The sequence below is a fragment of the Peribacillus sp. B-H-3 genome, assembly GCF_048572925.1.
In the GTDB taxonomy this organism is placed as follows: domain Bacteria; phylum Bacillota; class Bacilli; order Bacillales; family DSM-1321; genus Peribacillus.
Map to the genome: position 1 here is coordinate 3,926,626 of NZ_CP183879.1, position 21,222 is coordinate 3,947,847.

At 40.1% G+C, this 21,222-nt stretch carries 21 protein-coding genes, 4 pseudogenes and 1 riboswitch; of the genes and pseudogenes, 6 read left to right on the forward strand and 19 right to left on the reverse strand.

Annotated elements, in window-relative coordinates; translation table 11 throughout:
• Positions 1 to 90 precede the first annotated feature (90 nt).
• Positions 91 to 1,143, reverse strand: coding sequence for a serine hydrolase domain-containing protein (locus ACN6MY_RS19630; protein WP_419881676.1), 1,053 nt, complete (start codon positions 1,141 to 1,143; stop codon positions 91 to 93).
• Positions 1,144 to 1,175: 32 nt separating this feature from the next.
• Positions 1,176 to 1,618 (reverse strand): annotated as a pseudogene (locus ACN6MY_RS19635) (IS1595 family transposase); the annotation flags it as partial.
• A gap of 272 nt (positions 1,619 to 1,890) precedes the next feature.
• Here ACN6MY_RS19635 and ACN6MY_RS19640 point away from each other — a divergent pair.
• Positions 1,891 to 2,307 carry a DUF1284 domain-containing protein gene (locus ACN6MY_RS19640; RefSeq protein WP_419881677.1) on the forward strand — a complete coding sequence of 139 codons (417 nt, stop codon included), beginning with the start codon at positions 1,891 to 1,893 and terminating at the stop codon, positions 2,305 to 2,307.
• Positions 2,308 to 2,362: 55 nt separating this feature from the next.
• Here ACN6MY_RS19640 and ACN6MY_RS19645 read toward each other — a convergent pair whose 3' ends face one another.
• Positions 2,363 to 3,556, reverse strand: coding sequence for a YhgE/Pip domain-containing protein (locus ACN6MY_RS19645; protein ID WP_419881678.1), 1,194 nt, complete (start codon positions 3,554 to 3,556; stop codon positions 2,363 to 2,365).
• A gap of 168 nt (positions 3,557 to 3,724) precedes the next feature.
• Here ACN6MY_RS19645 and ACN6MY_RS19650 point away from each other — a divergent pair, with 168 nt between their 5' ends.
• Entirely contained in the window at positions 3,725 to 4,342 is a 618-nt protein-coding gene (locus tag ACN6MY_RS19650) for a TetR/AcrR family transcriptional regulator (protein ID WP_419881679.1), read from the forward strand.
• Positions 4,343 to 4,670: 328 nt separating this feature from the next.
• Here ACN6MY_RS19650 and ACN6MY_RS19655 read toward each other — a convergent pair whose 3' ends face one another.
• The 9 genes from ACN6MY_RS19655 to ACN6MY_RS19695 form a co-directional block, all read right to left on the reverse strand.
• On the reverse strand, positions 4,671 to 5,132 hold the full coding sequence (locus tag ACN6MY_RS19655) for a GNAT family N-acetyltransferase (protein ID WP_419881680.1): 462 nt from the start codon (positions 5,130 to 5,132) through the stop codon (positions 4,671 to 4,673).
• Positions 5,133 to 5,493: 361 nt separating this feature from the next.
• Positions 5,494 to 5,913, reverse strand: coding sequence for a VOC family protein (locus tag ACN6MY_RS19660; RefSeq protein ID WP_419881681.1), 420 nt, complete (start codon positions 5,911 to 5,913; stop codon positions 5,494 to 5,496).
• Positions 5,914 to 6,017: 104 nt separating this feature from the next.
• Complete coding sequence (locus tag ACN6MY_RS19665) at positions 6,018 to 6,407, reverse strand: hypothetical protein (RefSeq protein ID WP_419881682.1); 390 nt, start codon at positions 6,405 to 6,407, stop codon at positions 6,018 to 6,020.
• A 224-nt stretch (positions 6,408 to 6,631) separates the two neighbouring features.
• On the reverse strand, positions 6,632 to 6,829 hold the full coding sequence (locus ACN6MY_RS19670) for a hypothetical protein (protein ID WP_419881683.1): 198 nt from the start codon (positions 6,827 to 6,829) through the stop codon (positions 6,632 to 6,634).
• Between the two features lie 78 nt (positions 6,830 to 6,907).
• Complete coding sequence (locus ACN6MY_RS19675; protein WP_419881684.1) at positions 6,908 to 7,366, reverse strand: GNAT family N-acetyltransferase; 459 nt, start codon at positions 7,364 to 7,366, stop codon at positions 6,908 to 6,910.
• A 39-nt stretch (positions 7,367 to 7,405) separates the two neighbouring features.
• Positions 7,406 to 8,095 carry an HAD family hydrolase gene (locus ACN6MY_RS19680; protein ID WP_419881685.1) on the reverse strand — a complete coding sequence of 230 codons (690 nt, stop codon included), beginning with the start codon at positions 8,093 to 8,095 and terminating at the stop codon, positions 7,406 to 7,408.
• A gap of 41 nt (positions 8,096 to 8,136) precedes the next feature.
• Positions 8,137 to 8,910 carry a hypothetical protein gene (locus tag ACN6MY_RS19685; RefSeq protein ID WP_419881686.1) on the reverse strand — a complete coding sequence of 258 codons (774 nt, stop codon included), beginning with the start codon at positions 8,908 to 8,910 and terminating at the stop codon, positions 8,137 to 8,139.
• A 75-nt stretch (positions 8,911 to 8,985) separates the two neighbouring features.
• The gene (locus ACN6MY_RS19690; protein ID WP_419881687.1) at positions 8,986 to 9,204 is read right to left on the reverse strand and encodes a DUF2922 domain-containing protein; all 219 of its coding nucleotides are present in this window, start codon (positions 9,202 to 9,204) and stop codon (positions 8,986 to 8,988) included.
• A gap of 33 nt (positions 9,205 to 9,237) precedes the next feature.
• Positions 9,238 to 9,453 carry a DUF1659 domain-containing protein gene (locus ACN6MY_RS19695; protein ID WP_419881688.1) on the reverse strand — a complete coding sequence of 72 codons (216 nt, stop codon included), beginning with the start codon at positions 9,451 to 9,453 and terminating at the stop codon, positions 9,238 to 9,240.
• A gap of 386 nt (positions 9,454 to 9,839) precedes the next feature.
• Between ACN6MY_RS19695 and ACN6MY_RS19700 the strand changes: the two genes are divergently transcribed.
• A complete protein-coding gene (locus ACN6MY_RS19700; protein WP_419881689.1) occupies positions 9,840 to 10,997 on the forward strand; it encodes a M20 metallopeptidase family protein in 1,158 nt (385 codons plus the stop codon).
• A 349-nt stretch (positions 10,998 to 11,346) separates the two neighbouring features.
• Positions 11,347 to 11,429: riboswitch (cyclic di-GMP riboswitch) on the reverse strand.
• A gap of 422 nt (positions 11,430 to 11,851) precedes the next feature.
• On the opposite strand, the pseudogene ACN6MY_RS19705 reads toward ACN6MY_RS19700, so the two are convergent.
• From ACN6MY_RS19705 to shc, 3 genes and pseudogenes are all read right to left on the reverse strand, one after another.
• Positions 11,852 to 12,215, reverse strand: a pseudogene (locus ACN6MY_RS19705) (IS110 family transposase); the annotation flags it as partial.
• 248 nt (positions 12,216 to 12,463) lie between these two features.
• Positions 12,464 to 13,009, reverse strand: a complete 546-nt coding sequence (locus ACN6MY_RS19710) for an HXXEE domain-containing protein (RefSeq protein ID WP_419881690.1) — start codon at positions 13,007 to 13,009, stop codon at positions 12,464 to 12,466.
• A 137-nt stretch (positions 13,010 to 13,146) separates the two neighbouring features.
• A complete protein-coding gene (gene shc / locus ACN6MY_RS19715; protein ID WP_419881691.1) occupies positions 13,147 to 15,051 on the reverse strand; it encodes a squalene--hopene cyclase in 1,905 nt (634 codons plus the stop codon).
• Positions 15,052 to 15,167: 116 nt separating this feature from the next.
• On the opposite strand from shc, the gene ACN6MY_RS19720 reads away from it, so the two are divergent.
• Positions 15,168 to 16,304 carry a DUF2515 family protein gene (locus tag ACN6MY_RS19720; protein ID WP_419884232.1) on the forward strand — a complete coding sequence of 379 codons (1,137 nt, stop codon included), beginning with the start codon at positions 15,168 to 15,170 and terminating at the stop codon, positions 16,302 to 16,304.
• A gap of 524 nt (positions 16,305 to 16,828) precedes the next feature.
• Here ACN6MY_RS19720 and plsY read toward each other — a convergent pair.
• On the reverse strand, positions 16,829 to 17,452 hold the full coding sequence (gene plsY, locus ACN6MY_RS19725) for a glycerol-3-phosphate 1-O-acyltransferase PlsY (protein WP_419881692.1): 624 nt from the start codon (positions 17,450 to 17,452) through the stop codon (positions 16,829 to 16,831).
• Between the two features lie 136 nt (positions 17,453 to 17,588).
• On the opposite strand from plsY, the pseudogene ACN6MY_RS19730 reads away from it, so the two are divergent.
• Both ACN6MY_RS19730 and ACN6MY_RS19735 read left to right on the forward strand, forming a co-directional pair.
• Positions 17,589 to 18,151: pseudogene (locus ACN6MY_RS19730) on the forward strand (recombinase family protein).
• A 118-nt stretch (positions 18,152 to 18,269) separates the two neighbouring features.
• A pseudogene (locus tag ACN6MY_RS19735) lies at positions 18,270 to 18,423 on the forward strand (IS110 family transposase); the annotation flags it as partial.
• 230 nt (positions 18,424 to 18,653) lie between these two features.
• Here ACN6MY_RS19735 and ACN6MY_RS19740 read toward each other — a convergent pair.
• From ACN6MY_RS19740 to ACN6MY_RS19750, 3 genes are read right to left on the reverse strand one after another with little or no spacing between them, the layout of a single operon-like run.
• Positions 18,654 to 19,430 (reverse strand): SDR family oxidoreductase, encoded by a 777-nt coding sequence (locus ACN6MY_RS19740; RefSeq protein ID WP_419884233.1) that lies wholly within the window; start codon positions 19,428 to 19,430, stop codon positions 18,654 to 18,656.
• Between the two features lie 43 nt (positions 19,431 to 19,473).
• On the reverse strand, positions 19,474 to 19,674 hold the full coding sequence (locus tag ACN6MY_RS19745) for a hypothetical protein (protein WP_419881693.1): 201 nt from the start codon (positions 19,672 to 19,674) through the stop codon (positions 19,474 to 19,476).
• 42 nt (positions 19,675 to 19,716) lie between these two features.
• A complete protein-coding gene (locus tag ACN6MY_RS19750) occupies positions 19,717 to 21,081 on the reverse strand; it encodes a cytochrome P450 (RefSeq protein WP_419881694.1) in 1,365 nt (454 codons plus the stop codon).
• Positions 21,082 to 21,222 lie beyond the last annotated feature (141 nt).

Below are 21,222 nucleotides of genomic sequence, written 5' to 3' on the forward strand. Positions count from 1 at the left end.
AATTGGCTCTGTTGTAGAATATTGTTGATATTAAATATAAAATCAAGACTATAGCTTAAATAAGGTCCTGGTTTTATATTCTTATTAAAGCTAAGCAAGATTTAACAAAGGTTTTAGGGAATGATAAACTTCACCAATTATACCTTTTAATTGATGAACTCCTAAATCTGTATTTGTCATTATAATTATGCCGTTTCCTAAATGAGGATAGGCTACCATCATACATTGAAATCCTAATCCCCAACCAAGTGATGATATTTCAATTTCTTTTTCTGAACCGTCCAAAAACACCCCAAGTCCAGTCCAGCTTTTACAACCTTGTGAGTTTATCATTTCTTTTACTTTATTTGCAGAAATTCCAATCTTACTTTTATTATTGAGTTCATCCATTAATTCAAGAATTAATTGAGATAAGTCAGAAGTAGTTGTCCATAGCCCAGAAGCTGCGGGATAAGGATATATTGGGTATTTTCCATCTACTAATTTACCTTCTTTGTTATGACCAGAAGAAAAATCCCCATCTATCTCTTCAGAAATATTTTGTAAAAATGTGCTATTTGTCATTTTTAGTGGATGAAATATTAGTTCCTTTACGACTTTTTTAAAAGGTTTCCCAGTCACATCCTCTATTAGTTGTTGTATAATACAAAATCCTGCGTCTGAATATTGAAAGTCGCTCTCTGGTTCATACTTTACTTCAATAGGTGCTTTACAATATGGTGTAGTTCCCTCGAATATTTCTACCATTGAAGGGATACCTATATTGGGGTTTAGTTCCAAAAAACTTTCTTCAGGGTCTATAAATCCAGATTGATGGCTCAGCAAGTTTCGTAATGTTATTACTTTTTTATCGGTTAAATTATTATGGGGGATTTTCCACGATTTTAATCTTTTGTTAACATCCTCATCTAAATCGAGAATACCTTGTTCTGTTAACTTCAAAACTAGTAATGCCGTTAAAAACTTACTGATTGAACAAGCACTAAAAATAGAATTATTGTCTACTTTTTTGTTGGTTCCTACTTCTAGCAAACCGTAATTTTCAATTCGACTAATTTGACCACTATTAATTAAAGAAACGCTTAAACCAATAACATTATGATGCTTCATACAATCTTTAATATTTATATGTGTTTGAAACATAAAAACCCTCCCGCTTTTTGATAAAATCAATACTATAACTTAAATGTCATTGTTCTTAATCTTTCATAAGTAACACTGTTAGATAATATGCAACTATCAATAACCATTTTGCTTTCCGCTGTATAATCATTACGGAATCTGATTACATCCAGGAATTGAAACCAGCTCAAGTAATAGTCGAGGTATTTAGCTGCAACGCCATTAAACCTGTCCATCCATCCTTTAGACGGCTATGATAGTTATTGACATTTTGAATATGATAAAGCCCTTTGACTCATTCCTTTACATACGATTTGAATGGGTAATGTTCTAACCCTTTATCTTTTGCATAGGTTTTGAAAGCCCGCCACGCATTAGTACAAAGGATATTCGATTTGGATAATTTGGACCCGATAGCTTTATCTAAACGGGATTTCACAATACGTCCTTGCCCTATCACTCTTGAAAAAGTCACTTTTTGACGGTCGCTTGCTAACCCAATCCACACAAGTGCAGATACAGAAGAATTCGAAGTTAATCCTTTTCCGAAGAAGAATAATCCCTATTCTATTAAGTGATGAGATAATTATCCGTTATTTTTAGAGAATTTTAAACTGTTGATATTGGGTACTTTAGCCCCGATGACGACAATACAAAAAAGTTCCCAATTGTACGGGTGTGATATGTTAAGATGAATAATATATGTTAACCAATAATCATTTTAGTTAACACTTAAAATCAATTGAAGTTGGGAACTGGGGGAGAAATATGTATAAGCTGCGGGGTCATCATCTTTTTTGCCTTCTGGGCTATCGGGGAATGGGGTATTCCGAAGAATACGTGGAAAATATGACACGTTTGCATCAAACCTTGAGAGATAAACCCCAAACGTTAATTTTGCTTGTAAAGGGACCTGATCAATTGTGTGAAAAATACCCCAACTCAGGTAAATACCACTGTCAAGACGACAATATTTATGAAAAAGATGCCATTATTTTAGAGAAAATGGGGCTTAAAATCGGACAAATTCTAAGTTGGATGGACATAGAGTCCTCGATCCGAAAGTTTGTCGTCCCCTCCGATATTCAAATTGTGTGTAAAACTTGTTCCTGGCGTTCATATGGAGTTTGTGAGGAAGGCATTCAAGAGATTCATGAAGGGAAGCGCTTAAGGAAACTTAAATAAGCCCTCCCCCTTGCTTAATCAAGCCGTTTCCCCATTGGAAACGGCTTGATTATTGTTATCCCTCTAATGTTTCGTTTTGTGTTTTATTTTTTCCCCAACTATATTTTAAGGCAGAAGCTAGTATGATCACAGTGCTTGCTAACCCAATCCATACAAGTGCAGAGACAGGTGAGCTCCAAGTTAATCCTTTTCCGAAGAAGAACATTTCCCGCAAACCTTGGATCATAAATCTCATCGGCAGCCAAGAATAAACCCAATCTCGATAAAATGGGGACATCATTTCTGGGGCCATTGAAAGCAGTGGCGCACCAAAGAATAACATTAATCCAAATAGAGCTAAACTTCTGATCCCCAGCAGGGACAGTACCGCTGAAATCATGAGGAAAAAGCTAAAAGAAGTAATCGATAGGAATAAAGCTGTATCCGTAAACTGCGGAATATGAAGTCCCGCCAGCCCATCTGCGAACCAAGTTAAACCAAATCCAACGACAAGTGAAATAATTGACCCTATTAAAATTTGCCCTAGCTTTGCGATAAGGTTCTCTTTCCGATTTGTGATGTTTAAGTTACTGACAGCCATAAAAATAATTGCAGCACTTGCCAAGCTGCCTATCCATAATGGCTGAAATAAGGAAACAGGAGAATTTCCGTTTGCACTATTTTTACCAATTTCATTAACATTTGTAACTTTTTTTGATATAGGAGCCGCTAAGCTTGCAGCTTGTTTTGTTGTTAATGTTGCTCCTTGTGCTTCAAATCCTTGAAGGAGCTGGGTACGGATGGTGTTGTTCATATTATCAACCACGCCATTCAGAATCTGGCCCGCCATTGTTGAGGCAGCTGTATTCATTCCCTGATTGATATATATTTGAACTTGGGGTGAAGTAGGTGCTGGTGTCCTTAATGATGCCTGATTAGCACTAAAATCTTTCGGAATTACCAATGCTGCATAATATTTTTGATCATCCATTCCTTTTTGTGCTTGCTCTGCTGTTTTTACTTCAACCCATTTTACAGCAGGGTCTTCTCCGTTTGTTGCTTTTGAATTCCTTTCCATTGTTTCAACGATAGTTTTACCCATATTCATTTTTGGCCGATTAGGAATTTGCACACCACTATCCCCATTTACGATGGCAATAGGCAGATTTTTGGGTTTCGGCTGAACTGATGGAAATAATGTTAGCGAAAAAATAAAAATAACGGTTAATGCAATGATCGGTGACAGCAATACCAGTTTGTTTTTGAACATTTTTATTATCCTCCTTGGTTTCATGTTACAATAATGAACAACCTGTTGTTTATTATTTTCAGATTATAAAGGGAAGACAAGTTCTGGTTCAATAATCAAAAATGGCAGATGTGTTGGGTACGGAACATTTTTTATAAATGTGTTGGATAAAATTAAGGAGGAAATAGCTTGCGGGATAGTAATACGGATTTACGGGTCATTCGGACAAAAGAATCGATACGGAATGCATTAGTTGAATTGATAAATGAAAAAGGTTTTGAAGCCATTACTGTTAAGGACATAACAACTAGAGCAAAAATCAACAGGGGTACATTTTATGCACACTATCAAGACAAATTTGATTTAATCACAAAATGCGAAGAAGAGATTATGCTTGAGATGTCCAGACTCGCAAAACAGAACTTCCCAGGTGTTATTGCCGCACTTAAAACCAACCCTTCGGCTGCAACGCCATTTGCCCTTGCTGTTTCAATATTTGAGTACCTTAATGAAAACAGTGGTTTTATGAAAGCTGTGTTAGGTCCGAAAGGTGATGTATCTTTTCAGACAAGACTGAAAGAGTTCATGTGGAAAACGCTATTTGGAAATGATTCAAACGCACTCCTTAAGGAGGAACATTTACTTGTTCCAGGACAATACTTAGCTTCTTACGTTGCTTCTGCACATATTGGAGTCATTCAACAATGGTTAGATAGCGGCAGGAAAGAATCTCCGCAAGAAATGGCTCGAATTCTTTCAACAATCACAGTAAATGGACCCTTCTTTGCATTCGGGTTAAATAAATAGTTCAGTAAAAGGGACAGTACCTTAGAAAAAACGGTACTGTCCCTATTTCAATTAAAGTTTATCAAAATTGCTGTACACAAAGAGACCATTTACGCTCACCGTATCGAAAATAACCGCTGAGCATCGATATTGAGTCTAATTCATTAAAGAACGCGCCTCATAATTTCCATTTAAATGGATAATAAGTTCAAATCACCCCTGATTCGAGCGAAATCCCTATTGATTAGAGTGAAATTCTGCCTCATTAGAGCCAATTCGCCTCCCATTCGAGCGAATTCATAATTAGGAGCCGCTCCACCTAAAAATGCCTGGATAACCAGGCACCCTCTTACAATACCTTCTCAAACTCTAATAAAGTCAAACTATCATTCACCTTGCTCGCCCCCACAATTTCATAGCCAAGTTTCTCATAAAAATGGCGGTTGCGCTGGTTATCCTGCGGCGTATTCAAGCTCCACATCACTGCATTGGGAAATTTTCCTTCAGCTAATTTCATTACCTTTGCGCCAAGACCCTGATTTTGAAAAGCAGTGCTCAGGAAAATCCGGAACAGCCGGTAATGATGCTCCGTTATCTTCATAATGTCGATGCCGCCAGCAATCAGGCCATCCGCAAAAACCGTATAATGATTAGAAAATCTGATTCTATGGGCAAGCATCTGCCTTGTTTCCGCCGCCGGACTGGTAGAAAAATCCCTGTATTTCAGCAAATCATTCCGAAAAGCTTCTTTTTGGATTTTAAGAAGCACACCCGTTTCTTCAATCTTCGTTCTGTGTAATTGCAAATCCACTGAATACACCGCCTCATAACTCCATTTGAATATGTTATGAAGCTGAGTGGATCCATGACTATTTTTTAGATACTCATTTTCGGGAAAATATATTCCGAATCATGTATACAACAGTTCCGAGACTAGCTCCTTATTTTGTCGTTGCGGTATGACTTTCGGTTTTCTACTCCTTATTAGTTACCGCACAATAGAATCCGGGTGCGACATAATAAAAACCGCAAGTAAACGATCTCATCTTGTCAACAAACGCACAGTTTTGTGGAATTGGCTGTAACAATTTGTCATAGAACTGTAAAAAAGATACAATCCTATTGAAGATATTCTGATATCCCTTACTTTTTATTTGAGTGCAGTATTTATTTTAATTTCCTATGCCTGGCGAATTCATTAATACAATTCTCCAACCGTCTGGATCTTCAATTGTAACACCCGTCTTTTCCCAATATGGATTTTCTGGAGATACTGAATCATAACCCATAGCTTTCAACCTATTTGTAATTTCTTCAATTGTTTTCCTTTCAGGAATATAAAAGACCAGTAGATTGTCCTTTGTTGGAGCAGGACAGGGACTTCCATCTTTATGTTGAGTAAATTCTAAATGATAGTTGGAATCAGGAAGCCCAATCATTATACCGTCATATCCCTCATGCCCTTCAAAAGATCCGATCTTTTTCAAACCTAATCCCTCACAATAGAAGTTGACAACCTTTTTTAGTTGATCAGTAGGACGTGCCACTCGGATTTGCGCCACTTTTATTTCTTTTGGCCATTCGCTTTCCATTGTTTCATCCCTCTTCCCTAGTAAACTCTAATTACATGAAATACTAAATAAATAATATCAAATTAATTAGTGTAAAACCTTCAGTATTTGGGATAAATCTTCTGTTATTCCATACCTCCCCTCGGGTCTTTTCTACTTCTCAACTTAATTTGTGTTCCTAATACGGTTACAGTAAAAGTCGCTCCAACTTGTGTTGTATAGTAAAAAGGGGGAGAAGCCGTATTAAATGTTCCTGTTTGTGTACTAGCGTCTGCTTGATTGGATAACTGATATGCACTCATATCACCAACAAAACATTTTCCCAATTTAATGAAATCGTCATTGGTATCTTTGATAAATCCATAAGTAACATATTTTGAACCGTTATCTATACAGACTTCATAAGTATTTACCGAACCACTTGGTTTCTTAAACCTTGCTCGATTGAACTTAGAAAAACTCTTAATCAGTTCCACAAAATCGGCTTGCCCATCGTAAGTCGCTTTTTCCGCCAATTGTGCGGTATTCCCTTCAACTCCAATCCTATTTCATATTGCTAAAGACATTGTATGAGTTTCCCGTAACATAGTAGGTAGAATCTACTGATAAGCTACATTGCTGTTTACAACATTCAGTCCCGGAGTAAAGCTTAATGGGACAACCAACAATAATCCAATAATCGCCGCTTTGACACTAAAACACAAAGAACCTCACCAAAAAGGCAAGGTTCATTACACAGCTATAATTTTAAAGACGAACCATTTTCTATGTATTCATCTTCTAACAACGCAATTTCCATATATCTTTCATGATGATACTGAATTTTTTTCTTTAACTTAGCTCTGAATCTCTCATCCAGGCAGCCTTCTAAAAGCGTCTCATTATAACTTTTTAAATACAGATGCCACTTCGGAAGAAATCTGGTTGTTAGGTTCATTAGAACTCTCCTTTATAATGGTTTGTATTTATTATATTCCCCAAGAAAACACTAATATACTAAGCCTTTCGTTTCATTTTATCGAATTTTCAGCCTTTTTTCTAAAATAGCAATAAAAACCCCGGGTGCGACTTCAGCGTCCTTCACTTTTTCGAATCCAAAACTTTGATAAAGATTCAAAGCCGGCACATTCTTCTTGCCTGTACTAACAATTACCTTGTTATTTCCCGCTATCTCCAAAACATGCTCCAGCAGTTCCCTTGCTATCCCTTTTCTGAAATGTGCAGGATCCACCACCAGCCGGCAGATATCGATAGCTCCATCTTCAACGGTATATGAAATAAAACCAAGCAGCTCATCTCCTGAAGTATATCCGACAAACGTTTCCCTGCATTCCGTAATATCACGGACCGTATCCTTTAATTGAGGGATGCCTTCAAAACCAATAATTTTGGCTTCAATCTGATATGCCGGCAGCTGTACATTCAAAATCTTTTCTGCCATAACACTGTTTTTGTTATCAAGCTTTACAATCATCCTATCTCTCCAATCAAAATTAATAACATAACTGCCAAATCACGAATCTATTCCTTCTCCTATCTCACGCACGACATCCACAAGCTCAGAAATCGCAGAAATCTTCACATCCGCATCACTGATTTCTTCCTCATCTCCAAAACCATATGTACACCCAACCGTCATCATCCCACTATTCGTCCCCGCTTCCATATCAGAATGGCGGTCGCCGACCATGACCCCCTGCCCTTTGTAACCATGATCCTTCATCAAAGCCTGCACCAAGTCACTTTTCGTCTTGGTCCCCTGTCCGCCTGCACTGAACACACCCTCAAAAAATCTATCAATCCCAAAATCCCGAAGCACAAAATCCACATATTCCTTGCTGCCATTACTCGCGATAAACAGCGGATATCCTTGGTTCCCGAGCGCTGCAAGCGTCTCCTCCACACCCTGAAACAGCTTTCCTGCCTTCGGAATCAGCTCTTCTTCAACTTCTATTAAAATCTGTTCCGCTTCATTCACAATCTCACGGCCTGCATGCGGCAATATCTCAGCAAAAATATCCTCCGTCACTGTGCCAAGGAACCTTTCATACTTCTGGAAGCGTTTGATCTCAAGCTTCTCCCCGTACTTTGTCTCAAGCCTCTCAATGACAAGCGGAAATGTCTGATTCGTAAGCTCCTTACAGTCAAATAAAGTCCCATCCAAATCAAATACAATCGGAAATTCCTGTTTCTTCACCATCATCACTGCCTTTTTTCCTTCATTATACCTCTAAATAAGAGGAGCTAAAACCCCAGTTCAAACAGCTCGCTGAAGTACAATTCATCCAGCTTCTTCTGCAAAATGCCCCAGTAATACGCAAACTTATTCCGCCGAAGTGTTTTCTTCTTGATCGCCCGCACCGTCTGCTTAAACGAAGCAACCGACATCTCAAGCTTCGTCTCACTGCAGTAATCCAGCCCCTTAAAAGCAAATCCCGTCATTCTCCAAAACTCCTCAATCACACTGCAGTCATCAAAAATGCATGAAACAATTTTCGTAAATGCTGCTGGAACTCTTTCACTTGTGAAAGACGCATCAAGAATCTCTGGAACAGGAGGCGAGGTGTTACGTTCTTTTTCTTTTATGTTGTTAGTTTCAAAAGATTGATAGTTTTCTGGGCGGTCCAATTGTTCGCCTGCGGGTGGTTCAGCGCACTGTGACAAAGAAATACGGCTGAAAACATAAAGATTGGCGGTCTGCGATCCGTTCTTCCGCTCCATCTCATGAATCGTCAGCACCCCCAGATCCTTGGCCTTCAAAACCGCTCTTTTAAACGTCGACCTTGATATCCCCATTTCCCCGTCTTTATGTGTCGCCGCTACAATCGTCCCTATTTTGGCCAAACAAACACCTGGTATTTTGGCGGCATACCGAATAAGCCTCTTAATGGCAATACTTTCACTTTTCGTAAACGTCTCCTTCAGCTCAAGCATCTGCTGTTCAATGCTATTGTTAAACTCTTTTAGTGATGAAAAATTAGATAAATAAGCAAATTCCTCAATATGTGCTACCTTCACAACTTCGCCCCATTTCTATATATAAACGCACAGGAAAGACCTCCCCCACTAAGTGGAGAAGCCTTTCCTTCCTTATTAAAAAGAATAATTTGTAGTCGTTTTTTCTACGATGCGCGCTTCCTTTTTACTTGTGTATGTGCCGGTTTTGGTAATGAAAATGCCTGAAGAGAGCATCTCATTCATGGCTGCACTGATAGCTTGCGAATCCAGATTATCAATCGGATCCTCGACTGATACCTTGGCCGTCTTTCCGTCAGAAGTCACAAAGTATAGTTCCAATACTTTTTCCATCATGTTTTCCTCCTTTCATAGCTTCATAGAAATCGATTACTCGATATCCCATGTATCCAGACGCTTCACATTCACAACAGCATGCTTTTGAAGTCCGGCAAGTGCATCCGCTCCTTTTTTCAAAGAAGCTGCATCCGCCTTTTTGTCGATGTTAGAAAGAGTTTTGCGCTTAATCACCGGCTCACCCTTTTCATTCACACCAGACTCAAGCTCAATCTGCAAACGAGTCAGTTCCAAAATTTGATTTTCCATGTTCTCACCTCCCTTTCACTGTCTATATATCTTTTACTAAAGAAAAAGGAGCATAGCGGCAAAATTTTTCTTTCGTTCTGTAAGACAGTCTCATTATTAAGTAGGGTTGATTGGAGTGAAAGGTGCGAGACTCCTGCTTAGATTAGCGGGAAGGTGAGACCCCGCAGGAGCGACAGCGACGAGGAGGCTTAACGCCCGCCTCGCGGAAAGCGGGCATCCTGAAAACGGAAATCAGCCATTTTGTTCCATAGCAGTAGCTCTTACAAAAATAGCCAGAATAAAAAAACAGCATCCCCGAATAGGGTGCTGCGGAATAAAATTAAATTGAATATTAATTCAATATTATATATAATTATTCACACATAGACAGAAACGGGGGAACCATCATGTTAACAGCAGTATTAGTAGATTCAGAGTTAAAGGCCTGGGCCATTGAGCAGCGCAGACATCTGCATATGCATCCAGAGCTTTCAGGACAGGAATATGGGACAGCCGCTTTTGTAAAAGAAAAGCTGGCCCAGTTCGGAATTCCGCTTGAATCGCAATTTTCCGCGCCAAGCGTTGTGGCCTTTTTTAAAGGAACAGAAGGAAAGAAAACCATTGCCCTGAGAGCGGATATGGACGCCCTTCCTATCCAAGAAGAAATAGAAAAACCTTATAAATCTACCGTCCCAGGTGTGATGCATGCCTGCGGACATGACGGGCATACCGCCATTTTGCTTAGCGTGTCTAAATGGCTGAGCGAGAATCCCGGGTTAGTAAAAAATAATATCCGCCTCATTTTCCAAAGCTCTGAAGAAGCCTCGCCAAGCGGCGCTCAAAAGCTTGTTCGTGAAGGGGTACTGGAGGGAGTGGATGAAATCTACGGGATCCATTTAATGTCAAGCCTTGCTCTTGGAAAAATCGGGTTTGCAGTTGGAGCATCTCGTGCTTCCTGCAATGACTTTGATATAACGATTGAAGGGGTAGGAGGACATGCGGGCCAGCCGCACCTGGCAGTTGATCCTGTTTACGTGGCCACACATTTGATTCAGGCCTTCCAATCTATCATCAGCCGCAATCTTTCGCCTCAGGAAGCAGGCGTCATCTCAATCGGCGGGCTGCAGGCAGGAAATTCCTACAATGTCATCCCATCAGAAGCAAGACTGCAAGGAACCATGAGGGCCATGACGTACGAAGCAGCCGACCTGCTTCAAACCAAAACCAGGCAGCTGACAGAAATGCTTTGCGCAAGCTTTGGTGCAAAAGGACACTACGAATATATCGAAGGAACCATCCCGCTATACAATCATCCGGAAGCATGCGAATTTGCACAAAAAGTCATAGAAGAAACCTTCGGGGCTGACACCTTCGTTACCGTGGAACCATCAACAGGCGCAGAGGATTTCTCTTACTATTTAAAGGAAATAAAAGGCGCCTTCATTGATGTGGGCATGCAGAGTGAAAAGAGCCAATACCCGCACCACCACCCTCGTTTTGATATTGACGAGGACGCCATGCCTAAAGCGATTGAGTTGATGATACAGCTGGCGTTAAATGCCTGAGATAAAAGTACACTCTTAGGGGTGTGCTTTTTCTGATTTAGACAGCATCATTCTTTTAAAACATTAAATAACCAGGCACCCACAGGCATCTGGCTATTTAGTACAACCTATACAAAAGAGCACCGAAACATCAAAGATTGTTCTGCCTCTCAATTTTAAGTTCTTGATTAAGAACGATAATGCAAAAAAATTTATTAAAACTTTAGCGCATGATTTTCCTGCGGGGCTTACTTAAAAACTTGATATAAAGAACTTCATCATCCGCCCTATAAAATCTGATTCCTATAACCTTTAATGGCGTCCATATTTCTTTCATATAAAACAATGGCACAAAATCCTTCATCCTTTTTGAGGCAACCCAGCCATCGTAGCAACTGCCTTAGACCTGTGGTTTTGCGCCCTAACCTTTCGGAAAGTTTGCTTTTCTCTAGAATTAGAGTGATTGCTTAATAAATCGTTATATAACTATATTAAGAATAATTCGTTCTTTATATAGAATATTATGGTCTAAATTTACTATTATTTATTAGCCATGTCAAGACTTATTAGAAAAAAATTCAAATGCTTCCAACTGGTGCTTTATGTAATCCTACATCCAACTAAATTGAAAAAAACCAGACACCTGTTGGCATCTGGTCATGTACTCCTTATCACTGATACATATCGCCTCTTTTAGCTGCAAACATTAGACTCATTATGAACAGCATGAAAAAGGATCCGGCAAATACCCCTATCAAAAAGTTAATCATACATTCCCTCCCAAATTCCATAATTCGCTGGAAGGTAGTGTCGGCAGCTGGCTGGCTTAATGAATAACAATGAAGCCCCTTTAGCTTTGCGTCACCACTTTTCGCGATGACACGAAGCATGTCCTTCGCAGAAACACCCATGATATCGGAAACCACCGACCCGAGTTTAATATTCGCTCCTTCAAGCACCTTTTGGATCCGATTGTGCTGCCGGGCACGTTCCTCGATAATGCTTCGGCGATAACGAACAAGTTCCCTTAGTTCCCGCTGGGTCCGATTGGGGATGAAGCTGGCTCTTAATAATCCATGCCTCAAAAGTTGGGCTATCCATTCTGCATCCTTTACATCGGTCTTGCGACCCGGAAGGGACTTCATGTGCCGGGCATTGATGACAGAATTCTACCTCTTCAGCTTCCAATAGGCTAACCACAGGCTTCCAGTAAACGCTAGTGCTTTCCATCGCGACGCCATCTGCCCCAACACTCTAGGTAGAAAAAATTGGCTCTTTAGGGTTAGAAATGCTGGTGCAAGAGCGAACCCCATTTGTTTAAGTATGGGAGAAACAGCGAAAAGTAATTGCGTTAATTTCTACGAATACATAAAGATACTATTGTTGGATCTACCGAATCAGAATCCATTAAAACCCTGAAACTTTAGATCAATACATGCACTGGTCAAAAATAATTCAGGCAGAATGTAGCAAATATCTGGGGCTAGTTATCGAACAAAATAACGGCCTAAAAGATTGCCAACTAGGAAAACCAGGATCAAAATCAAACTAACCGGAAGACTGGTGAATATCAAATGCCAGTCCAACTTTCCATATTCGACTAAAAAATAATATGTAACGAGGCAGTAAGGGGTAAGGAGGAACAGTGACGTTATGATGCCAGGCGTGTAGCTCCTGAACATGATGGTTTGAACAATATGCATCATTGCCTGCAAAACAAATAAATTAAGAATGGCTGTAAATAAAAGAACCCCCCCTCCGTTAGATGAAAAATGGGCGGTCATCACTGTAGTGAATGATATAATCAGTAAAATCCAAGTAGCCGAAACAGCAAGCTGGGCAGCGGTCGAACCTAGTTTTTCCCTCATTCTTAATGTTAGTTCAACGAAGTTAGTTTTCGGATAGTTGTCTTTGTTTGCAGCCATAGAAGATTCAATGGTTATGATCTCTTCTAAGTCATGGAATATAAAAATGATGGGAAACAACCAAATTAATGTTTTAAGATCTAAAAATTGGTGGAGCGCCCCTAGCATCTTTTGTCTGCCTCCTTTTAGTTGGTAAGATTTCTTTTTTCTCGATGACTGCCGTCTATTGTGGTTTGTTCATTTTATAGGACAGGATATAAAAGTATGCCAAAGGTCACTCAAGAGATTTTTGAATACACAAATCCTTAATCAATATCCTTGTGTGACAATCCCGTTAGGAGCTGCCCACCAGTTAATTTTTGATAATGGGCCAGGGAAATCAATGGAAAAACATATTCATAACAATGATAATTGAGATAAAAGGATCCTGCCATTCCCCGTCCTTTAGGGTAGGTCGTCGTCCAATCTTTTTCCTTCTTATCCACTAAAAAAGCCGCACCGTTTTCAATTTCAGGCGTAACTCCAGTTGCGGCCGAGATGAGTGTGTCAAGGGCCCAAGCGGTATGAGTGCGGGTACTTTCGCCCAACGGCACATAACAATTTTTGATATCACTTTTACAGGATTCTCCCCAACCCCCGTCGGGATTCTGAATTTTCCGCAACCAAGTTAGAGCGTTTTGAATAGCTGGATGATTCGTGGGAACCCCAACTGCAACCATTCCCGTTACGGCCGCCCATGTGCCATAAATATACACGCCCCATCGCCCCAACCATGAACCATCTGAATTTTGATGTCGTAACAGCCAACGAATTCCACCTTTCACCATCGGATGGTGAAGATCCAAATGGGTATAGTTTCCGAAGAACTCTAAAGTCCTTCCCGTCAAATCAGCCGTCGACGGATCAATCAATAAATCTTTTCCACCCTCTATCGGTAACAAGTTTAATACTTTCTTGTCCACATTCTTTTCGAATGCCGCCCAACCGCCGTCATTGTTTTGCATGGAAATGAGCCAGTTTACTCCACGATCCCATGCTTGCCGGCAATCCACTTGCTCTATGGCCAAAGTACGTATCGCTCTCAGTGCAGCAGTTGTGTCGTCAATATCTGGTTGGATCGTGTTACTGTCCCCAAACCCCCAACCTCCCGGTAACAGGTTCGGTTCATGAATGACCCAATCCCCGTATTTGAGATGCTGACGGGAGAGAATGTAATGATTTGCTTTTTTAATAGTGTTGGATGAATAGGGAACTCCTGATTCTTGCAGAGCATAATTGATTAAAGTCGTATTCCAGACCGAAGCCGTCGTGTATTGGCAGTGAAGTTCTCCGTCAATCCGGCAGGTCATCGCTTTTAAACCTTGCACGGCACGAGTAATCACTGGATGTGTATTGGAATACCCCCTCGCCAGTAAGGCAAAAATCATTAGAATAGTTGAGCTGAAATAATTACAAAGGGTGCCGTCCGGTTCGATTCGGTCCAGCATATATTTTTCGGCGCGATATAATGACAATTCGCGAAGGTTTCCAGGGTTTTTCAGAGCCTGAATCCCCTGTTTAATCAAATTGATCACCGAGCGGGCCTCTTCTGATGGATTCTCTGTAAAAAAACGAACTTCTCTTTTTTGAAACAAATCGGAGAGATCGGGCGATCTTTGCGTTCTCCTACGATAATTCAAATTGGCGAGAATTAAAAAAGGGATAATGTTGGCTCTTCCGTGCACGGAGAGGTCAAAAAGATTGATTAGAAAGGAGTCTGGTAAAAGCATCACTTCAATATTAATGGGGAAGTGCGGCCACTCACATTGTCCTGTTATGGCCAACATAATTTTCAAAAACATATGGACCTCCGTAGCCCCTCCGTTGGCCATAATAAACTGTCTGGCTGCCAGGATTTCCTGGTCTTTTCGATCCCGGTAACCAGAATAAAGAAGGGCATAATAAGCTTCCACAGTAGCTGTTAGATTCCCTTTTTCCTCATCATGAAACAGCTTCCAAGACCCATCTTCCTGCTGTTTTCCGGCGATACGTTTCACCAATTCTTTTATGAACTCCTCATCATTTATCTCCAATGTCCGTAATAAGATAATCATACTGCAGTCCGTAGCGATCCCGGTCTCGAAAGGATAATGCCAGGCTCCGTCCTCTGATTGGTCTTGGACGAACTGGTTGGCGATTCTGTTAATTTCCTTATATACCCGATGCCTCATATTTCCCATCCTCTCTCAAATATCCATCATTGTATTCATATTCCGTGTGCAATATGAATATGCATTCCTTTGAAGGGGATGACCGATACAGTCAAAATGAACTTTGATAAGGGATGATGCCGTTTTTGCTGGATTCTTTCTCAGATGTAAAAAAAGAATTAAAAAAAAAGATGAAAAAGAAATCTTCCGACCTTCTGCCCTGTTTATCAGACTATGAGAAACAATGTATTCACCTTATAAGAGAACAGACGAGACAACTTAACCAAAACAATGTAACACGGACGCAAGCTTATTTTCAGTTTTACCTTCAGCACCCTGAAATACATTGGGCCCTTCTCGGACATATGGTATCGCGAAACGTCGGATGGAACATGACGGATTTAAAAGGGGAATTGCTGACAAAACTTCTGCCTGAAAGAGATCAGAAAGCTTTTTTTTCTTTTTTGGAACGCGGCAGTTGGTTGATTTTTCAAGATGTGTTTCCCCAATTTTTGGTTTATGACCTGAGTGTGAGGAGTAGCCAAGAAATGTTCCATCTTTTACCTTTTTTTTACACTTCCACCTTCATGGAAACGATGTGGCGTTATTTTTGGCGCAGCGAGGATATCTATACGTTGGCAATTGCGATGGTGATAAATGAACAAAACTATTTGGAAAAAGGATTGATTCAAAATAATCATTTCAAAAAAACCGTAACCGGTACGGTCAGCTTCAAAGCGTATGATTTTTTGCGTCTCAATAACATTATTTTTCCCTACTGGGCAGGGGAAAAAAGGGAGAAAACTTCACTTGCCGGCGCCACCTCACGGTATTTCACTTCGCTCCACGAAAGAATTTTATTCGGAAAAAAATTGTATTCCCTTCTTTTTCAGCGTGAAAAGATTCTGGCGGGGGTATTGAAATGGGCGCATGAACGCCCCCACACGGGCTCACGGAAAGATTATTGGCCTGATTTGTTTAATGATGTAAATGAATCTTTTCCCCGATCCCTTTATAAGCGACGGGTCAAGAATTGCGTGTTGAGAAAGGGCGCCGAGCGGCTGTACAGCCCGCCTTTAAAATACGCCTGGCCGAATACCCCTCATGAAGATGCGAAGAGCAAAGATTGGTTTCAAGATTGGCATGTTCTGGATTATATTCATAAAGAAGTCAGTTTGAATGGAGAGATATTAAATAATTATTGCAAAACCATTGAAACAATTGAACTTGCGGTTATGGCGAAGGAAGCCCTTCTGTTACGAGAAGAAGAATAATCATTAACGAGCGGTGGTCCTGACACTGTTCAAATGTCTCCAATGTAATGTGGAATGATTATTGTAATTTTCATAAAAAATCCACCTAATATCTATTATAAGTTTTGTTGCCACTCTGGTTTGTACCTTTGTAATTAGGATAGCTGGTTCGAAACAATTGTGAACTTTTGTACTTAAACAAACGGGTGCGTATGCGGCCGAGCCTAGGTCGTATCATATAGCGGGTGGGATTCCCGTCGAGTAAGAACTAGCCATTCTCTCGTAGCGAGTCTTGGAGGGTAAAGGTAACTTTAGTCTTTAAGGGGTACTGCCGACAAAACGCGGATATTATACGCCAATACATTATTTGGAAATAAAAACCCTGATTTTTCTACGTTAAGCAGAAGAATCAGGGTTTAATATTTTCTTCTTATTCTTTCGATTTCGTGATTTCCAAATAATGTCATGTTAAACTAACGCTTCCTTTAGTTGAACATGCTATGCAAATCAATAAACGATGTGATGGTGCTAAAATCCTCAAACAGTTAAAAAGTAAGTCTATTTTCTGTTCCTGAAATCAGTCTTTGTATATTTTTCATATGCCTAAAAATAACCATACACACCATTAGGCACGCAAATATATTAAAATATAAGGTATGTCTAAAAACAGGAATAAATGAAATAGCCGCAAAAAGCATTGTAGCTAATATTGTGCCTAATGAAACATAACGAGTTAAAGCTACTATTATCACAAAAAAACCAAGGCATATAAGAGCCATAACCCAATTAACCATAAACAGCACAGACACTGCCGTAAGTGCTCCTTTGCCCCCTTTAAACCCAAAATATATCGGATAGTTATGCCCTATAACCGCTCCTACTCCTGCCACTAAAAGGCTTACGCAATCTTTAGCATCACCCGAATAAAAGTGAACGCTTAGGAACAAGCCTATCAAACAGGCGATTACTCCTTTTAATATATCGCCCGCAAGAACATACGCCGCAGCAGATTTCCCAAGTACCCTCAAAGTATTGGTAAGACCTGCACTTTTACTACCGTGACTTCTTATGTCCTTGCCATATACTTTCCCTACAATTACCGCTGTATTAAGGCTGCCTAAAAGGTAGCCCAAAGCTAATGCTGCAATAAGCTTTAAAATATCAATCATCACTTTTCTCCCTTATAATTATTCTAATTTTCTTTTATTCCAACACAGAGGGTTATCCGATGTCAAAACAATATCCTCTTCCACTAACCTGAACCTATAGTTTAAGTGCAAATCTTCACAATCAGAGGAATGTGAATTGAAATTTGGATATGCTCGGGTGAGCACACAAGACCAATCTTTGTCTTTACAGTAGATGCCTTGAATCAATTTAAAGTTGACCAAGTTTTTGAAGAAAAAGAATCAGGTAAAAAGAAAAGCCGTCCCCAATTGGATGAACTATTAAAAGTTTTACATAAGGGAGATACCGTTGTTGCCTATAAATTAGATCGTATTAGCCGTAGCACTAAACATTTAATCGAGCTAATGGATCATTTTGAAGCAAATGGGATTCATTTTGTGTCCATCCAAGACAATATAGACACCACAACGGCTATGGGCAGGTTCTTTTTTAGAATGCTTGCCAGCATTGCAGAATTAGAACGAGATATCATAAGCGAACGAACTAGAGATGGTTTAAAGGCAGCTAGAGGAAGAAAGGGTGGCCGACCGAAGGTAGAGTCAAAAAAGATTGACCTAGCCTTGAAAATGTATGCTAGTAGGGATTATTCTTTATCTCAAATTAAAGAAGCGACTAATGTTGGACCAACCACGCTATATCGTTATTTAGAAAAGATGAAATCCGCTAGAATAGAGGTGTAGTATGAGAGGGAAAGAATTGCTCACAACTGAGCAACGTACTTCATATATGTCTATTCCAGATGACATGCTTGAACGCGAACTAGAAAAACATTATACCTTTACCATTGCAGATGAATTACTCCTCCCTCGAAACAAGAGATTAAGAGAGTTTTACGATAAAAAACGAGAGGAAGGTAAACCCTTTAAAGTCGCTGTGATTGCTTGTGTAAATAAGCTTTTACACTGGATTTATGCCTTTTAAAAAGCAAAACAGCCTCCGAGATTTAGCCTAATTACTATATTAAACAAAATAACACAAAACCTTCCAAAAAGGATTCAATGGAAGGTTATTTGGTATGTTCTTTTTTAGTATACCATGTATGTTTTAAGTGTTTTATTGAAAAATGTTGACAAACTATTAGCTGGTTTCGTATTACTATTTCGTGACTATGGACGCAATTGGGCATAATTCGCTTAAAGAAAAATCCGATTTTTGATGGTCAGGACGTTGAAAAATGTCGTTTTATACACTTGCTGTTATGCCCCCGTCCACGTTCAAGATTTGCCCCGTCATGTAATCGGAGGCATGGGAAGCCAGTAAGACGGTCACACCCTTCAAATCGGTATCACTGCCATATCGCCCAATTGGTATATGCGACTCGATTTTCAGATGGGGTTTTTCCAATACTGCTTGTGACATCTCTGTTGGAAAAAATCCTGGGGCAATGGCATTCACCTGTATTCCGTACCTAGCGAGTTTGACACTCAGGTCTTTCGTCAAGGTAATGACGGCACCTTTGCTCGTATTATATGGGACAGCCTGCATAACGGCTGGCGACGAACCGCCATAACCTGCTATAGAGGCTATATTGACGATCTTGCCGTAACCTTGCTTAATCATGACCCTGGCGGCTGCCTGTGAAAATAAGAACGCTCCCAGGACGTTTACATCCATTACGTTTTTCCATTGCTGCTCCGTTATCTCCAACACTGGGGCAATAAAGGCTGTCCCGCTGTTATTGATCAGGATATCAACCTTGCCGAATGTTTCCAATGTTTGGTCGATTACATCTTCTATATCGGCCTTTTTGCTTACATCACATTGGCAGGCAATAGAGTTGACCCCTATTTCCTTCAATTGTCGGCTCACTTCCATACATGCTTTCACATTTCGTGAACACACAACGATGTTTGCACCAGCTTCCGCCAGTGCCATCGCCATTTGCTTCCCCAGTCCTCTTCCGCCCCCAGTGACAATGGCGGTTTTGCCGCTTAAATCAAATAATTGCTTGATATTAATGTTGAGCCCCCCCAGTCGGTTCACTTCTCCACAAAAATGAAATCTATCCGTGGTCCTTATTAAAATATTGACCTCTCATCCTTTTAATGGCCATTCTCATCGCTGTCTCTATCGATTCCCCGATTCTTCTTTGGTATCCTTCTGTGAAATCCATGTTGAACATAGTTTTACAGATAATCCTAAGTGTTGTGTTCATCATGTCCTCAGTGATGATCCTTTCTTCCCCGTGTTTCCACTTAGACAAATAATCGGTTGTTAAATCCCTTTTATAACGTTGCTGCTTGGATTATTCTGTATCTCCTGCAATTTGTTTTCTCTCCTCTACCACCATTCTTAACCCGCCCTTTGGCCTTAAAGTTATTGAAGGAAAAGGTTTCACTATTTGCCCTGGAGAAAGCACTAATTTATACTTTTGAAGTATGGCCGCAAGAACAAGAACGGCCTCCATTAAGGCAAAGTGATTTCCAATGCAGACCCTTGGCCCGCCGCCAAATGGAAAATAAGCAAAGGATGGAATCGTCCTAAGGTAGTTATTTTCAAACCTTTCAGGGATAAATTTTTCCGGCTCCGGAAAGAATTCGCTTTTTCGGTGCATAATATATTGGCTTGTAAGCACCATATCGTTTTTCTTGAATTTATAGCCATTTATTTCGATATCTTTTTCAACTTTTCGGCCAGTAAAAAACCCAGGCGGATACATTCTTAAGGATTCCCAAACAACATTTTGAGTGTATGTCAGCTTCATAAAGTCCTCGGGTCTCGGGCTTTTGTCCCCTAACAATTCATCAATCTCCCTGTACAGTTTCCCTTCTGCCTCTGGGTTTTGTGAGAGTAAATATAATGTCCACGATAAGGCGTTGGCAGTCGTTTCATGCCCGGCAAGAAATATCGTCATCAACTCATCACGGACCTGCGTGTCCGTCATGCCAATTCCATCCTCTGACCTGGCAGCCAAAAGTATCTCCAGCATATCCTTTTTGCTACCCTTACCTTCTCTTCTTTCTCCAATCAGGCTGTATAGGACGTTATCAAGTTGTTTTACTGCTTTTTTAAATTTGCGATTGTTTTTGGTTGGAATCCATAATGGTAGGCTAAATAAATTTCTCATTCTTTTAATAGCCATTCGCATAGAAGTTTCTATTGAATCACCAATAATCTGATAGCCATCTTCGAACTCTTTGCTGAACATGGTTTTTGATACAATGGCAAGAGTAAGATCCATCATATCGTGAGTGATGATCCGCTCCTCTCCACCTTTCCAGGCTGATGTATAGCTTTTAGCAATGTCTATCATATCCTGGCCGTACTTCATGATATCAGTCTTTTTAAACGAGGGCTGAATCATTCTTCTCTGACGTAAGTGAAATTCTTTTTCGCTTGTCAGTAACCCCTCACCTACAATAGGTTTCATCGACTTAAAATCGTCTGACTTAACAAAATGATTTTGCTTAGTGACAAGTACTTCTTTAATCATCTCTGGATTTGAAATAAAGTACACCTTCTGAGATGGGCCAAAACGGAATTTGGCTACCTCGCCATACTCAGCAGCCAGGTCAGACATGAATCCCAGTGGATCAGCCTGGAACATTTTTGTATGGCCTGTAAAGAACTTTCCTTTAGGACCCAGAGCCTTCTTTTCTGCATTGTCCAATTTTGTAATTCACCCCTGATTTTTGTATGTAATCCTATCATATGGGGGAAAGAAACTATTGCTTGTACTTTTCGCAGAAAAATTTGCATCTCCCAATATTAATTAAGCCTTCCCCTTCCTATGGAAATATCAAGGAAGGAT